Origin of the sequence: Paenibacillus sp. cl123 (assembly GCF_900101595.1) — a bacterium.
Taxonomy (GTDB): domain Bacteria; phylum Bacillota; class Bacilli; order Paenibacillales; family NBRC-103111; genus Paenibacillus_G.
Window position 1 is genome coordinate 180032 of sequence record NZ_FMYY01000006.1, and the last position, 14232, is coordinate 194263.

General features: G+C 57.1%; 15 protein-coding genes. 7 read left to right on the plus strand and 8 right to left on the minus strand.

Annotated elements, in window-relative coordinates:
* Nucleotides 1–2 precede the first annotated feature (2 nt).
* Both BLR08_RS12795 and BLR08_RS12800 read left to right on the plus strand, forming a co-directional pair.
* Nucleotides 3–1205, plus strand: a complete 1203-nt coding sequence (locus BLR08_RS12795) for a class I SAM-dependent methyltransferase (RefSeq protein WP_072329826.1) — start codon at nucleotides 3–5, stop codon at nucleotides 1203–1205.
* A 27-nt stretch (nucleotides 1206–1232) separates the two neighbouring features.
* Nucleotides 1233–1793, plus strand: coding sequence for a DNA-deoxyinosine glycosylase (locus tag BLR08_RS12800; protein ID WP_072329600.1), 561 nt, complete (start codon nucleotides 1233–1235; stop codon nucleotides 1791–1793).
* 564 nt (nucleotides 1794–2357) lie between these two features.
* Here the strand turns inward: BLR08_RS12800 and BLR08_RS31110 are convergent.
* The gene (locus BLR08_RS31110; protein ID WP_176835507.1) at nucleotides 2358–2507 is read right to left on the minus strand and encodes a hypothetical protein; all 150 of its coding nucleotides are present in this window, start codon (nucleotides 2505–2507) and stop codon (nucleotides 2358–2360) included.
* Between the two features lie 18 nt (nucleotides 2508–2525).
* Between BLR08_RS31110 and BLR08_RS30645 the strand changes: the two genes are divergently transcribed.
* Complete coding sequence (locus BLR08_RS30645) at nucleotides 2526–2708, plus strand: hypothetical protein (RefSeq protein WP_143014368.1); 183 nt, start codon at nucleotides 2526–2528, stop codon at nucleotides 2706–2708.
* 41 nt (nucleotides 2709–2749) lie between these two features.
* Nucleotides 2750–3310 carry a hypothetical protein gene (locus tag BLR08_RS12810; protein ID WP_072329602.1) on the plus strand — a complete coding sequence of 187 codons (561 nt, stop codon included), beginning with the start codon at nucleotides 2750–2752 and terminating at the stop codon, nucleotides 3308–3310.
* A 104-nt stretch (nucleotides 3311–3414) separates the two neighbouring features.
* Here the strand turns inward: BLR08_RS12810 and BLR08_RS12815 are convergent, their stop codons facing one another.
* Both BLR08_RS12815 and BLR08_RS12820 read right to left on the minus strand, forming a co-directional pair.
* The gene (locus tag BLR08_RS12815) at nucleotides 3415–4197 is read right to left on the minus strand and encodes an RCC1 domain-containing protein (RefSeq protein WP_090586108.1); all 783 of its coding nucleotides are present in this window, start codon (nucleotides 4195–4197) and stop codon (nucleotides 3415–3417) included.
* 22 nt (nucleotides 4198–4219) lie between these two features.
* Entirely contained in the window at nucleotides 4220–4903 is a 684-nt protein-coding gene (locus tag BLR08_RS12820) for a DUF6273 domain-containing protein (protein ID WP_072329604.1), read from the minus strand.
* 155 nt (nucleotides 4904–5058) lie between these two features.
* Between BLR08_RS12820 and BLR08_RS12825 the strand changes: the two genes are divergently transcribed.
* Nucleotides 5059–5766, plus strand: a complete 708-nt coding sequence (locus tag BLR08_RS12825; protein WP_072329605.1) for a MerR family DNA-binding transcriptional regulator — start codon at nucleotides 5059–5061, stop codon at nucleotides 5764–5766.
* 132 nt (nucleotides 5767–5898) lie between these two features.
* Here BLR08_RS12825 and BLR08_RS12830 read toward each other — a convergent pair whose 3' ends face one another.
* From BLR08_RS12830 to BLR08_RS12840, 3 genes are all read right to left on the minus strand, one after another.
* Nucleotides 5899–8448: a PBP1A family penicillin-binding protein gene (locus tag BLR08_RS12830; RefSeq protein WP_072329606.1), complete on the minus strand. Its 2550-nt coding sequence runs from the start codon at nucleotides 8446–8448 to the stop codon at nucleotides 5899–5901.
* A gap of 503 nt (nucleotides 8449–8951) precedes the next feature.
* Nucleotides 8952–9410 (minus strand): hypothetical protein, encoded by a 459-nt coding sequence (locus BLR08_RS12835; protein ID WP_072329607.1) that lies wholly within the window; start codon nucleotides 9408–9410, stop codon nucleotides 8952–8954.
* A gap of 613 nt (nucleotides 9411–10023) precedes the next feature.
* On the minus strand, nucleotides 10024–10866 hold the full coding sequence (locus BLR08_RS12840; RefSeq protein ID WP_256257541.1) for a Cof-type HAD-IIB family hydrolase: 843 nt from the start codon (nucleotides 10864–10866) through the stop codon (nucleotides 10024–10026).
* Nucleotides 10867–11113: 247 nt separating this feature from the next.
* Between BLR08_RS12840 and BLR08_RS12845 the strand changes: the two genes are divergently transcribed.
* Entirely contained in the window at nucleotides 11114–12091 is a 978-nt protein-coding gene (locus BLR08_RS12845; RefSeq protein ID WP_072329608.1) for a LacI family DNA-binding transcriptional regulator, read from the plus strand.
* A 164-nt stretch (nucleotides 12092–12255) separates the two neighbouring features.
* Here BLR08_RS12845 and BLR08_RS12850 read toward each other — a convergent pair whose 3' ends face one another.
* Nucleotides 12256–12666 carry a hypothetical protein gene (locus tag BLR08_RS12850; RefSeq protein WP_072329609.1) on the minus strand — a complete coding sequence of 137 codons (411 nt, stop codon included), beginning with the start codon at nucleotides 12664–12666 and terminating at the stop codon, nucleotides 12256–12258.
* A gap of 88 nt (nucleotides 12667–12754) precedes the next feature.
* Between BLR08_RS12850 and rluF the strand changes: the two genes are divergently transcribed.
* Nucleotides 12755–13459, plus strand: a complete 705-nt coding sequence (gene rluF / locus BLR08_RS12855) for a 23S rRNA pseudouridine(2604) synthase RluF (protein ID WP_072329610.1) — start codon at nucleotides 12755–12757, stop codon at nucleotides 13457–13459.
* Between the two features lie 8 nt (nucleotides 13460–13467).
* On the opposite strand, the gene BLR08_RS12860 is transcribed toward rluF, so the two are convergent.
* Nucleotides 13468–14160, minus strand: coding sequence for a response regulator transcription factor (locus tag BLR08_RS12860; protein ID WP_072329611.1), 693 nt, complete (start codon nucleotides 14158–14160; stop codon nucleotides 13468–13470).
* Between the last annotated feature and the right edge of the window lie 72 nt (nucleotides 14161–14232).

A 14232-nucleotide genomic window follows, 5' to 3' on the forward strand; every position in this document is an offset into this window, starting at 1 on the left:
TGATGCAGGAATTGTACGAACTGACAGACCGATTGGTGGGCGATCAGAGCCTGATTCAAGCGACGCTTAGCCAGCCCCGGTCCAAGGAGGCCGGCAGTGCGGGGAAGGTAACAGTAAAGCCGATAGCGCTAAAGGGAGAGCCGTTCTATCAATTCAGCGCTTACATCGGAACCAAGGTGCAGCATGAGAATGTCCCGCAGGCGGAGGCGGCGCGCAAGCTGGCGGACTGGCTCGGAAGCTCGTTTCGCCAGGGCTTGCTTCAAGCGGGCGAAGCCGACTACCAGGTGCTGCTCAGCAAGAAGGGCAAGCTGGCGGTTCTGAAGAAGCCGCCCACGAAGCAGGCCGCAGAGGGGTTGCCGCAGGCGCACAACAGGAAGAAGCGTTACGAGTTGGAGGAGGGAGTGCCGGTTCCTTTTCTTGTGGAGCTGGGCATTATGAATGCAGAGGGCAAGGTGCTGGCCAAAAAATACGACAAGTTCCGTCAGATCAACCGGTTCTTGGAGATGATCGCGGATGTGCTGCCGCATCTGCCTGAAGGCCGGAAGCTGCACATCATCGATTTTGGCTGCGGAAAATCTTACCTGACCTTCGCTTTGTATCATTATCTGCACGTCAGCCGGGGGCTGGACATCCAAATCGTCGGGCTTGATCTGAAGGAAGATGTCATCCGGTTCTGCAACGGGCTGGCTCAGCGGCTCGGCTATGAACGGCTGCGGTTTCTGGTGGGCGACATCGCCGATTACGACGAGCTGGAGAGGGTCGATATGGTCGTAACCCTGCATGCCTGCGATACGGCGACAGATGCGGCGCTGGACAAGGCTGTCAGATGGAACGCCTCGGTCATTTTGTCCGTCCCCTGCTGTCAGCATGAGCTGTTCGCTCAGGTGAAAAGCGAGGTGCTGTCGCCCTTGCTGCAGCATGGCATTCTGAAGGAACGATTCTCGGCGCTCGCTACCGATGCGCTGCGGGCCAAGCTGCTGGAGCTGGTCGGCTACCGCACGCAGCTGATGGAATTCATCGATCTGGAGCATACGCCCAAAAACCTGCTGATCCGCGCGGTGAAAGCCGGCAAACCGCCGGCTCCGGCGGAGCGGGCCAAGCTTGCGGCGGAATACAAGCAGTTCCGCCAATTCATACACGCGGACCCCTACTTGGAGCATGCTTTGGACGGGCTCCTTAACTTGGAGACGGCAGATTCCGACTAAAGGGTAAGTGGAAGGGAGGGGACCGCGATGCCTGGGTCCGGTGACATATCCGCTTCCGATTCGTTCAAGGTAAGCTTCGGACCGGAGATCGACGACAATTCCCGGCTCTTGATCCTGGGCTCCATGCCGGGGGAGGCTTCGCTGCGGGCGGGCCGCTATTACGGTCATCCGCGAAATATATTCTGGCGTCTGCTGTACGCGCTGCTGGATGGAGGCGAGCCCGCTGCCGCCTATGAGGATCGCCTGCGCTTCGCTCTATCACGCGGAATAGCGCTGTGGGATGTGCTCCGCTCCTGCGAGCGGAAAGGCAGTCTGGATTCGGCTATCCGCCGACCGGAGGTCCAGGACTTCGCCGGGCTGTTCGAGCGGTATCCGCGCGTAAGCTATGTGTACTTCAACGGCAGCGCGGCCGCCGAGCTGTACCGCAAGCATGTGCGCTTCGCGGGGCCGGAGCCGGAAGGAGGGCGGGTCTATCGCACGCTGCCGTCCTCCAGTCCGGCCAGAGCTATGAGCTTCGAGGCCAAGCTTGCGGCGTGGGGCTGTCTGCGCGAAGATTGGATCGCCTCGCGGAGCGGCGGCAGCGGTTAAATAGACGGAAACAGACCGTCCCAGAGATAGGTCGGTCCGATTACGCTTCCATTTGTAGAAAACGCATCATTGATGGGCAAGTACGAAGGGTGGATGGAAAAACGTATAAAACTCTTCCGACTGGCAGCCCAGATGGGGAAGTTGAACGAAAAACCGTATAAAACTCATTCGACTGACCAGCCTAAGTGGGAAAGTTGTACGAAAAACCGTATAAAACATACCCAACCGATCGCCAGAATGGGGAAGTTGTACGAAAAACCATATACATGCGCTTAATCGGCGGACTAAGCCAAGGGCTTGTGTGTGGACATCCGTTGTTACTTAAAATTAAGACGCTGTTCCATGGTCTGACGGCCACCATCATGCATGAAAATGTCTTGGCCTATTCATCTGCATGTTTCATAATGGAAGTGCAGGTCACAGGCCAAGACTTTTTTGCGTAGAGAAATCTCTTAGTCCCAAACCGGCTTGATTGTATTCAGGCTGCCTTCCTTTTCCCGCAGGCTTCATGCGTTCATGCGACATGAAGGGGAAATAGGTAATCTTCCTTCGCGGAAACGAATATTATTTCTTCTCTTTTTGCGTCGCGCCATTCAAGTTTTTAGCTGTCTTCACATTTTCGACGGTATCGTTGACGAATTCCATGTCTTGATTTTCTGCGGACATGGAGGCGGTGCCTTCGTAGTTGCCTTGATGCTTTTTATTTTCTGACATGAGCGGGCCCTCCTCTTCATGAAGTGGACGATGGCCTATGCTGTCGGCTCGTCCCTGCTTACGTTGCGCAGAAGGCGGCAGAACTATGCTTGGACCCGGCTGAGACTGTCCAAGCTGGCCGGAGAGAAGGGACGCGGACCGGTCAGTGCCGGCGTCCTCCGAATCATTGGTTTTACTTCCATGAGGAAAACCGATTCATGAACGGTATACTAGAACCAAGTGCTGCAAGGGAGGAATCAGCCATGCCCAAACAAAACCTGAGAGTGCCCTTCGGATATGAGCTGCCCAAAGAACGGGAGAAGGAGCGCGGTACGATCTGGGTGTACGACAGCTTTGAAGGCTATACCAGGCAGGAGCTGCTTGTGCTGCTGAAGGTTGCGGAGGAGCGGCATTTTGCCAAGATCGTGTTTTACCCGCTGCACGAGGAAACGATACGGCGTATGGACAAGCGGGCTGCCGAGCCTTACTACCGCCGGGTAGAGGCGTTGGAGCAGCTGATCGAAGAAGCGGACCCGCTGACGGACTGGACGATCGAGCGATTCGAAGGAAAGCGGAAGAAGTACACGCCTGCGGATACGGCCTTCCGGTTTCTGGAGGAGAAGTACAGATCGCCGTTCTTCCTCTATGTGACCGGGGAAACGGCCCGCAAGCTGGCGGGGTATGAAGGCTTCGACCACTGGCTGACCAAGGTCCGGCTGCTGATTGCAGGCGGGGAAGACGAGAGCATGCCGTCCCTGCTCGTCAAGCATGCGGGCCGCTGGGAGCATGTGCCGCGAGGGAGCGGTGAGAATGCGGAAGCGTGATGGCGGCTGCTTGATGTAACCCTGTCAGCGATTGTATCCTTTCATGCCGGAACCTGGAGGTAGCAGAGGACTATACAATCGCCTGACCGGGTGATGGGGAGGGACTAATTACCGGGCAGCTGGATGCCGCGCCAGCCGCTTACCTCACATTGGCCATACGTATTCAACCCCACAGCAACCACGGTGCCGTCCGATTTGAGGCCGACGGTATGGCTGCTGCCCGCCGCAATCGACACTATATCGCGCCAGCCGCTGATATCGCATTGGCCATGCCTTTTCAAACCCGCAGCAACCGCTGTGCCGTCCGATTGAAGGCCGACGGTATGCAGGTATCCTCCGGCTATGGCCACTATGCCCCGCCAATCGCTGACCTGGCATTGGCCGTACCTATTATTTCCTACAGCCGTCACCGTACCGTCCGATCGAAGACCGATCGTATGCCAATCCCCCGCCGCGATCGCCACCATATCGTGCCAGCCGCTTACTTGACATTCCCCGTCATGATTGTGGCCCACGGCCACCGCCGTGCCATCCGGTTTAAGCCCAACAGTACGACGCCAGCCCGCCGCAACCGCTACGATATCGCGCCATTCGTTTACATCGCATTGGTTATGCTTGTTCCAGCCCACAGCCGCCACCTTGCCGTCCGATTGAAGTCCGACCGTATGAGCATTGCCTGTGTTCGTCGCCATATGAACATTGCCGGCCGCCACAGCCACCATATCGCGCCAGCCGCTTACCTCACATTGGCCATATTTATTATCCCCAACAGCTATCAACGTGCCGTCAGCGTGGAGACCAACAGTATGACGCCGACCCGCCGCCAGGGTAGCTTTAGGCCAGCGGTTCATCTTTAGTGCCGTTTTTTTCGTTGTCATGTCAGCCATATGTTACCTCCCTGTATGTCAATCATGAGAAATTGATTTTTAAAGCGGGTCGTACGCCATAGCCGTCTATACTGTTGTTTCCATAGCTGCGAATACTGCAACCGGGCCCTATGAAAAACGCACGTGAAGGCTTGTTTCCCTGGGTTCGCAGCCACCACCAGGAACAGCCGGCCTCTTCGCCGTCTCTGACGATATAGTTGTCTTTGTTCGTTTTATCATAAACGTACAAGCTGCATCCGTCGGGCTTTTTCGTTTTGGCAAAAGCGGTTCCGGCAGCGCGCCTCAACTCCTTGCCGTGGACCTCGGTTAAAGCTTTTATTTCGGCTGCGCTAAGCAGAAAGACCTTGTCCGCCGTATCCGGGCAACCTTCGCCGTTGTCCGTGCAGACAGTCGCCGGTATGAATTGCTTTTCGGCGGCATGGAATGCGGCGTTGTAGAATTCATCATTCAGCCACTCGCGCAAATCGCAGTCATGCCACGTTATTTCCATGCTATCACGCCACTTCAGATCCGCTGTTTTGCCGTGATACCTCTTGCAGTCCAGAATATATTCGCTCAAAACAAACAGCTCGCTTCCTGAATTTTGAAGAACACGCCATTGGATCGCCGATTCTCCACCGTCTGCAGACTGCGGATACGTGCCGAACGTCAGCCATTCGCCAGGCTTCAGATTCCGGTACGATTGAGCAAGCTCATCCTTGTTCATTAAGTTCCCCTCCTCGATCGCTCATCTCCAATTCGATCATATAACATTCATGCAAGATTTCATTTGATCTGCCGGGAAGCGTTGTGCGGACGGCTCTTGTTTCTTATAATATTGTTGCTGAACTTGAGAGTTTGACTTTAAGGAAGGTGCCGCAGGTGGACAAAACTTTTACGCCAAAACAGATGGCAAAGAAACTTCGTGTCAGCACCACAACCTTGCGAAGATATGAAAGTCTTGATTTGGTGCCTGACGTACCTCGGACAGCCAGTAACCGAAGAACTTATACTTCGTTGCATGTTCAAGCTTTCCTTGCACTGCGGTCCTTGATCAAAGGATTCGATGTGCCTACCGCCTACAAGGTCATGAGCTTATTGAAAAAAGGCCGCGTCGAACAAGCGCTTTGGGCGATTAATTTACAACAATACAATATTCAGGTAGAAAAGCAGCGAATCGAAGAGATCATGGGCCTCATTCATCAAACTGATTTCTCCATGTACAGAAATATACGGGTCACGGAAGAGTTGAAAATCGGGGAGGTCGCCGCTATCGCCGGCGTAAACCCGTCCGCTATTCGGCATTGGGAAAAGGAAGGGCTGCTGCGCGCCAAGCGGAATCAGGAAAACAGATATCGAGTTTTCACGTCGCAGGAATTAAAAAAGATTATTGTGCTAAGCAGCTTAAGAAAAACCGTCTTTTTCATTGACAGCATGAAGCAGCTGCTGGAAGCTTTGGAGACCCATGATCTAACGACAATCGAACGCTCCTTCAAAGCGGCTCTTCAGAAGCTGAATGAGCAGTTGGAAAAGCAAATGAAGGGCGTGTCGGAAATGATGAGATATATACAATGCTCTAACATGGAGTAAATGGTTCAACTAAAAAGCATCGACCTTGTGGTCGATGCTTTTTAGCTGCTGCTGCGGTCTCCTACCTGAGCGAAATAATCGCTATAAATGACAAGCGGCAATCCCGTTGCCGAAGGGGAAATGGAATGTCCGTCATCCATCGTCCTTGCGCGAATCCCGCAGCTTATTGCGGATATCTTCGATCCATCGCTCCGCCGGGCTGTTTTTCTCGTTGTCCTTCTTCTTTTTAGAGTTTTCCTCTTTCTTGTTTTTCCCCGGAGCTTCCTTCTCCTTCTCCCGCTTCTCTTCCTTCTCCCGTTTCTCTTTTTCTCTCTGCTCTGCCTGCAGTCTGGCCTTCTCTTCCTCTCGGGCCCGCAGCACCTCCGGCGGCACGGGGAACGGCTTCACGGCCGTTCCCTGCAGTCCCCGCGACATAATCTCACGGAACAGGACAGCCGGCACGGACCCGCCCGAGGTGGTCAAATAGTGATTGCGGTCTGTCTGATCGTATCCGATCCAAATAGCAGCCGCCAGCTCGGGCGTATAGCCGACAAACCAGGCGTCTTTGGCTCCCTGGCTGCCTGCGGAAGCAAATTCCTCCGTGTCCGGCAGCTGGGTCGTGCCGGTTTTGCCGGCCGTTGGCCTGCCCGGGATATTGGCGGCCGTGCCGGTGCCCGAAGTTACGGCCTCCTGCAGCAGCGAGGTCAGCGCATACGCATGAAGAGGCGAGGTGACGGTCGTTTGCGGGGGCTGCGCCTCAACCAGCACGCTGCCGTCCTTCGCTGTGATGCGGACGATGGCATGCGCTTCATGCCGGACACCCTGGTTGGCGATCGCGCCGTAAGCGGAGGCCATCTGGAGCGGAGAGACGCCTTGGCTCAGTCCGCCGAGCGCGAGGCTCAAGTGCCGGTCTTCCTCGGTGAGCGCAATGCCGGTACGGCGCAAATAGTCGAGACCGGTCTCTATGCCGATCTCGTTCAGCAGCCAAACCGCCGGAATGTTCCAAGACCGGATGACCGCCTCCTGCAGGGTAACCTCCCCGCGGGTTTTGCCGTCCCAGTCACGCGGCCGGTAACCGGCTATGTCCAGCTCTCCGTCGAAGAGCGGAGAGGCGGCCGTGTAGCCGAGCTCCAGAGCCGGACCGTAGACGGCCAAAGGCTTGAACGCCGAGCCGGGCTGACGCTTAAGCTCCGTGGCCCGGTTGAAGCCGCGGTAAGTCTGCTCGCCTCGGCCGCCGACGATAGCCCGTACGGCACCGGTCGCCGGGTCGAGCACGACGGCCGCCCCTTGGATGGGCCGATCGTCAGGACTGGCGGGGAACAGCTCCGCCTGGGCGAATACGCTATCTGCCGTCTGCTGCAAATTCAGATCCATTGTCGTATGGATGCGCAGTCCCTGCGTCAGGATCTGCTGCTCAGTCAATCCGTATTTGGCCGCGGCTTCATCCATCACATAGTCGACGAATGCGGGGAATTTCCCCTTCAGGGACTCTCCGTTGTCGGTATGCAGATTCAGCGGCTCGGCGGACGCCTTCGCATAATCCTCTGCCGTGATCATCTCCTGCTCCTTCATAAGCGACAGCACGAGATTGCGGCGCTCCAACGCCGCTTCGGGATTGCGGAGCGGAGAGAAGCGGTTCGGCGCTTTGGGGAGCCCGGCCAGCAGGGCTGCCTCTGATAAGGACAGCTTCTCGACGGATTTGCCGAAATATTGCTGAGCCGCTCCCTGCACGCCCCACCGTCCTTCGCCGAAATAAATGCTGTTCAAATACAGCTCCAAAATCTCTTCTTTGCTGTGAGAGACATGAATTTTGACCGCGTAGCCCAGCTCCTTGATTTTTCTCGTCAACGTCTTGTCGGAGGAAAGGAACATATTTTTGGCGAGCTGCTGAGTGATGGTGCTGCCGCCTTCTTCAAGCGAACCGGCCTGCAGATCGCGCAGCAGCGCCCGTGCCATCGACCTCAGATCATAGCCGCGGTGCTCGTAGAAGCGCCGGTCTTCGACAGCGATGATGGCGTTCTGCAGCGACTTAGGAATTTGCGCCAGCGGTACCGGCTCCATTCTCGAGGAGGACAGCTGGGAGACCGGCTGTCCGTTCGCGTCTAGGACCAGACTCGGTTCCGGCAGCGGATGCTCCAGCTTGCTGATATCCAGCCCGCTAACCCAGCCGGACAGCAGACCCATGGCCAGCACGAGCAAGAGGAAGCCGAAGGCGCTTATCCAGAGTAGGGTGCGCGGCTTCTTGGTGCGCGGCAGCCCGGCAGCGGCGGCGCTCACGCCGGGAGGCTTCCGTACTGCTGTCTGCGGCGGTTCCGTTAACGGGGCATTGACCCGTTTTCCATCGGCTGCCTCGGCCCTCGTCGGCTGCTCTGTGCCCGTCGTTGGCGGTGGCGGGGCGGGGCCTTCGGCTTCCGGGGCAGGCCGGCGCTTTAGCGCGCCCGGGGCGTCTGCCTCGTCCGGCGAGGCGGCTTCGGCGGGCCGGGCGATGCTCTCGCTGCCTGCCGCCTGGCTGCGCTCGTTTGCGCTGCCGGGAAGCTTCGGCATGCGGCGATTGTCGGCGGCTTTCTCCGCCGCGCGTTCCACAGGGGCTGGCCTTGAAGCCGGCCCCGGAGCGGAAGAACCCCAAGCCGACCGCATCGCTTGGGCGGGGGAAGATTTCTTCCGGTTATTATCCGGTATATGCGAATGACGGGGATTATTCATAGGTGACGACCCCCTTGCTGATAGTGTCCCGTTTTTTAATGGCGGTTTGGCTGTTGCCTGCGCACAGTTAGTTTATTCGTAAGCCGGTATCGTTTTGGCGTGGTGGCCAAGCGAAATGACCGGGAAACCGGGTGCGGATTCTTTTGCCGCCGGAGAATTGTTGCATGCTGCATGCTGCATGCAGAGCTCACCGTGGATGTTTAGTAAGCCTTTCCGAGTAGGCCGACAGGCGGACAATGATTGCGTGAATCGAAGTCGCATCGAGCCTGGATTATGAGTGCAAGCTCGCCGTTGGTCTTAAACGAGCTGTGAGCGGCCCGGCCGGGCGCTGCAAGCCTGCGGGCGGTCTCAAGCTTCGGAATATTCGGCAAACAGATTTCACTAAAACTCCCGAGGCTTTATCTGCGTCTTCTTAGGCTAAAAAAGGGCGCCCGACCGGCAGCACACACCGGAAGGGGCCCTCTACATGTTCGTATGGAGCGGTTAGCCTGGTTACACGTCTACTATTGGACGGGATCGGGATGCATGCCGCCTGCACGGATCTTGGCATTTGTCGGCAGCTTGGCCATAGATCGGCCCAGACGCCGGACTTCCTCCTCATTGCTTGCCATATGGCCATTCATGGCTGTTTCGACGGGCAGAAATTTTGTCTTGGACGGACTTGTGTCCAGGTAATCGGCGATATCGACCAGAATCTCGCGCGCGGCCCCTGTGATAGCGGCCGGAACCTCACCTTTGCCGGCAAACGTAGCTTCATTTAAGTTAATATGGGTCAAGCCGTTGTCCTGTGTTTGTGCATATAACCGAAAGGGGTACTCCCTCGAAGAGGAGGGATCTCGAAACGACAGTTCGTAGACGACGCCCGATAGGGCTGGCGACTTGGTGAAACCAAGCGTAGCAAGCGTACTGTGGACATGGGCAAATGGCTTTGCGATCGACGGCAGCGTTTTCTTACGAGACATACACGAACACTCCTTCGATTAAATACTTCGGTGCACGAACCCGCCGGCAAGGTAGGCAGAGCTGACCGAGTACCCATTACTTAAACAGGATGGGACAGGCTGAAACAGAAAAAAACCATATTTGCCAAAATACGACTCGCACCGACTACCCTATCCACCTAAGTCGCCAAGAAGACAACCCTATGGATGCGCCGCATAGTCGTATATTCGACAAGGAATTCGAGGCGACAAAGCGGACAAGGCGGGGAAGTCGGAGAAGGTGAACGAGACAGATAAGGCGGACAAGGCGGGGAAGTCGGAGAAGGTGAACGAGACAGATAAGGCGGACAACACGTACAAGTTGGACAAAGGCGGGCAAATCGGACGAAATAATGAGGCGGTCAAGGCGGGTAAAACGGGCAAGGTGGGTGAGGCGGACAAGTTGGAAGAGGCGAGTAAGGGGGGAGACGGTAAGACGAACAAGACGGCAAGGCGGCAAGGCGGACAAGGCGGACAAGAGACGAGGGGGGAAAGCCGTACAAGCCGGACAGCGCGGACTGCCCAATGTGCTCCAATCCGCAAATGCGGACCTGCGGCATACGAGGCAGTCCTATGCTATACTGGAGGCATCTGGCTACAGCAAGCCGACGAGCTTGAGCCCTTGTCTTATGCCGTCCTGCGAGCTGGTGCCGGTGACCAGGTCGGCCAGCTGCTTGACTTCATCCGGGGCGTTGCCCATAGCGATCCCGGTGCCGACCAGAGACAGCATCTCCTTGTCGTTCAGCCCGTCGCCGAAGGCGTAGCAGCGCTCGGGGGAAGCCCCCAGCACGTCCAGCAGCTTGCCGATGCCGACGGCTTTGGAGCCCCCGGCCGGCATGACGTCTGCGGCCAGCGCATGCCAGCGGTAGAAGCGGTATTCGGGGAAGCTCTCCGCATACAGCCCTCCGTCGGCATCGGGGCAAAATAAATACGCCTGATAGACCGGGGAATGCTTATAGAACAAAGGATCGACCGAAGGATACTCCAGCTGCAGCGAGCCGAAGCTGTCGCCAAGCAGAGGATGGGCGGCATGGGAAGCGCATAGCAGCGTATCGCTGCTGAAGGCCAGGCAATGCCCGCGATCCGAAGCGAAAGCATGCATGGCTTCCAGGCGCTCCGGGTCCATCCGAGAGGCGTGAATTTCGCGGCCTTGATGCACGACATACTGGCCGTTGGCCGACACGTAAGAGTCGATGCCAAGCTCTTCCCGCAGCCAGGCGAACTGAGTGGGCATGCGTCCGGTGGAGAGAATCGTCGTAATGCCGTTTGCTTGAAGCTCCTTCACCGCTTGTCTGGTCGACTCGGGCAGACGGTTGCTGTGGTCCAGCAGAGTGCCGTCGATATCGAAAAATACATAGGTTCCATGATGGGGCATAGTCGATTCCTCGCTCTGCATGATCTTTGCGGCATCCGTCACGCCGGTCGTCGCAGGACACACCCGTCACGCCGTCTTGCCGCAGGTGAAGCGATGTGGAAGCCGCTTGTGAATCTGCCTCAGCGGCAAATACGGTACGGTTGTCGCTCGCTTCCCGTTCAGCTTACTTTGTGAAATGCATTTCATGTCAAGCCATTTTTTCAATATCTTCAGAAAGTATGGCTCCGGTGATTGTTCGATTTCTTGGTAAACACACGGCATTGAAAGAAGCCTTAAGGCGGTTATCCTCGACAAGCAAAGGGTGGGGCTCGTGGCTAACATCAAACAAATCGCCCAGGCGGCCGGCGTATCGGTGACGACTGTCTCGCGCGTCCTGAACGGACATCCCTACGTATCGGAAGCCAAGCGGGAGGCCGTCCAAGCGGCGGTGGAAGCCTTGGATTATGCGCGCAACGCCAATGCGGTTCATCTGATTAAAGGCAAAACCAATATGATCGGGGTTATGCTTCCTTATGTGAATCATGCGTATTTCGGAGCATTGGTGGAAGGGATCGGCCATGGAGCCCTCCAGAATCATGTCCAGCTGCTGCTGTGTCAGACCAACTATGAGCCGGACAAGGAGCTGGAGGTGCTGGAGATGCTGAAGATGAAGCAGCTTGACGGGCTGGTCATCTGCTCCAAGGCTTCGTCCTGGGACATCATTCGAGCTTATACGGGATGGGGACCGATCGTAGCTTGCGAGGATGTGGGGGAGCTGCCGATTTCGGCGGTTTATGTCGATCATTACGGCTGCTTCGAGCTGGGCATCCGGTATTTGATCCGCAAAGGTCACCGGCGCATCGGCTATTGCCTGAGCCGGACGGACAGCAGCAGCGGCATGCTTCGCCGCGAGGCTTATTTAGCGATTATGAACGAGCTGGGCGAGCCTGTCCGGGAGCAGTGGATGTTCAGCGACTGCATCCAGATGGAGGACGGTGCGCGAGTGGTCGGCCGCCTGCTGGATATGGAGGAGCGTCCTACCGCCCTGCTGGTAGCCGGCGACACGGTAGCCGCCGGCATCCTGGCGGAGGCGGAGCGCTGCGGACTGCGCGTACCGGAGGATCTGGCCGTCATCGGACTGGATAATCAGCCGATAGCGCGGGTGCTCGGCATCACGACGATTGACAACCAGCTGGATATGATGGGTGAGGCCGCCTTCCGTTTGCTCCACGATCAGGTGACAGGGCGTTCGGAACGGCCCCAGAAACGGGAGCTGTCCTGCCGCCTGCTGGAGCGGAGAACGGTATGAGGGCATGTGAGGCCGCATGGACTGGCGGCTAAGGAGGAAGAAGCGGAGCATCGCCGGCAGTTCCGGGTTCGCATCCGGCAGGGAAGGCTGCCGGATGAACCGGGGTGGCATCTGCCAGAACAGACAGGAGGCTGCCGTGCTTACCAGCTTCCTTCCTCCGTATTCTAATCGGATAAACCGGATGATTCATCCTCTGCCGAAGTCGATGTCCGCTTTTTGCGGCTCGTGCTGCGCAGCGCTCCCCAGGTAAGCATGGCTCCGCTGAAGTCGATCATGCTGAGCAGGAGGAAGATGGGCTTCAGCATGCCGAGCATGACGAAGACCGCCATGAACGCCGGGATGGAAGCGCGCGTGTACACGGTCAGGTAGAAGAAGCCGCGCATATTCTCGCGCGAGGCTTGGAAATAATCGAAAGCCAAGTACAGCAGGAACATCCCGATCAGGCGGACCCAGATGTAGCTGTCCGGCCCGTAGCCGAGCATCCCGGCGAGCCACCCGGGCGCAAGCAGCAGCGTCAAGCTGAGCGCGAACATGTAGAAGCTGAAGTAAAAGACGGTTTTAGCCGGAAAGGTCACGCGAAATCCCCCAGAAACATGATATGATAAGCAGCGAACGGCAGGTATGAAAAAAGCCGCCGATATCGAAAGGAAAGCGAGAATAGCTATGCGAATCAATAAATATATCAGCGAGACGGGCCTATGCTCCCGGCGGGAGGTAGACAAGCTCGTCGAAGCCGGCCGGGTGACGATCAACGGCGTGAAGGCCGACCTCGGCGCGCAGGTGAACGAGGGAGATCGCGTGCTGGTGGACGGCCGGCCGATTAGCGTGAAAACCAAGGCGGTCTATATCGCCTTGAACAAGCCGGTAGGCATCACCAGTACGACGGAGCGCCACGTGCAGGGCAATATTGTAGATTTCGTAGGCCACCGCGAGCGGATCTTCCCGATCGGGCGTCTGGATAAGGACTCCGAAGGTTTGATTCTGATGACCAATGACGGAGATATCGTCAACAAGGTGCTCCGCTCGGAGAACGAGCATGAGAAGGAATACATCGTCACCGTCGACCGCCCGGTCACGGCTGTATTCCTGCAAGGGATGGCCTCGGGCGTGCGCATCCTGGGGACGACGACCAAGCCGTGCAAGATCAGCCGGATCGATGAGCGGACCTTCCGGATCATCCTCACGCAAGGGCTTAACCGGCAAATCCGCCGGATGTGCAGCGCCTTCGGCTATGAGGTCCGGCGGCTGAAGCGCGTGCGCATCATGAATATCCGGCTGGCCTCGCTCCCCGTGGGGAAGTGGCGGGAGCTGACCGAGACGGAGCTTTCGGAGCTGCTCCGTCTGATCGGTCATGAGCCGACCCGTTAAGCCGCCGCTCAGCCATTGAATTTGTAGCCGGTTCCGCGGACGGTCAAAATATACCGGGGATCGGCAGGGTTCGGCTCCACTTTTTTGCGCAGGTTGCTGATGTGAACGAGCAGCGTACGGGTATCGCCGTTGCTGTCCACTCCCCAGGTAAGCTTGTACAGCTGCTCGAGCGACATCACTTGGCCCGGTGTCCGGGCCAGATGCAGGAGCAGGTCGAACTCCTTCGAGGATAAGGGTACGGGCCGTCCCCTCACTTTGACGGTACGGCTCAGCAGGTCGATCTCCAGGCCCGGGTAGGACAAAATCTGGGCCTCCTCTTTGTGCTGCTCCAGCAGCTGGCTCCGGCGCAAATGCGCTTTGACGCGGGCTACAAGCTGCCCGGGGCTGAAAGGCTTGGTCATATAATCATCCCCGCCGATGCTGAAGCCGAGGATGATGTCCATGTCTTCGCTTTTGCAGCTCAGAAAGAGGATCGGCGTCGTATAATGCTTGCGTATCTGACGGCATACTTCAATTCCGTCGAGCTCCGGCAGCAAAATATCCAATATGACCAGATCCGGTCTGTACAGACGGACCATCTCGATGGCTTCCGCTCCATTGGAGGAGCTAAGTACGTCAAATCCCTCTTTTCTTAAATATAATGTAATCAGCTCGACGATTTCCGTCTCATCGTCCACGATCAAAATTTTTTCTCCAGACATCAAAGCTCTCCTCCAACCGGTCGTGCACAGATGAATAGTCCATTCCCGAGACAAGTTCTCAAGAAAGAAAGT

Excerpts from the sequence above, each read along its gene's own strand:
- BLR08_RS12795 (WP_072329826.1), top strand. The coding sequence starts at position 3 with ATGCAGGAATTGTACGAACTGACAGACCGATTGGTGGGCGATCAGAGC.
- BLR08_RS12800 (WP_072329600.1), top strand. The coding sequence starts at position 1,233 with ATGCCTGGGTCCGGTGACATATCCGCTTCCGATTCGTTCAAGGTAAGC.
- BLR08_RS31110 (WP_176835507.1), bottom strand. The coding sequence starts at position 2,507 with ATGTCAGAAAATAAAAAGCATCAAGGCAACTACGAAGGCACCGCCTCC.
- BLR08_RS30645 (WP_143014368.1), top strand. The coding sequence starts at position 2,526 with ATGAAGTGGACGATGGCCTATGCTGTCGGCTCGTCCCTGCTTACGTTG.
- BLR08_RS12810 (WP_072329602.1), top strand. The coding sequence starts at position 2,750 with ATGCCCAAACAAAACCTGAGAGTGCCCTTCGGATATGAGCTGCCCAAA.
- BLR08_RS12815 (WP_090586108.1), bottom strand. The coding sequence starts at position 4,197 with ATGGCTGACATGACAACGAAAAAAACGGCACTAAAGATGAACCGCTGG.
- BLR08_RS12820 (WP_072329604.1), bottom strand. The coding sequence starts at position 4,903 with ATGAACAAGGATGAGCTTGCTCAATCGTACCGGAATCTGAAGCCTGGC.
- BLR08_RS12830 (WP_072329606.1), bottom strand. The coding sequence starts at position 8,448 with ATGAATAATCCCCGTCATTCGCATATACCGGATAATAACCGGAAGAAA.
- BLR08_RS12835 (WP_072329607.1), bottom strand. The coding sequence starts at position 9,410 with ATGTCTCGTAAGAAAACGCTGCCGTCGATCGCAAAGCCATTTGCCCAT.
- rluF (WP_072329610.1), top strand. The coding sequence starts at position 12,755 with ATGCGAATCAATAAATATATCAGCGAGACGGGCCTATGCTCCCGGCGG.
- BLR08_RS12860 (WP_072329611.1), bottom strand. The coding sequence starts at position 14,160 with ATGTCTGGAGAAAAAATTTTGATCGTGGACGATGAGACGGAAATCGTC.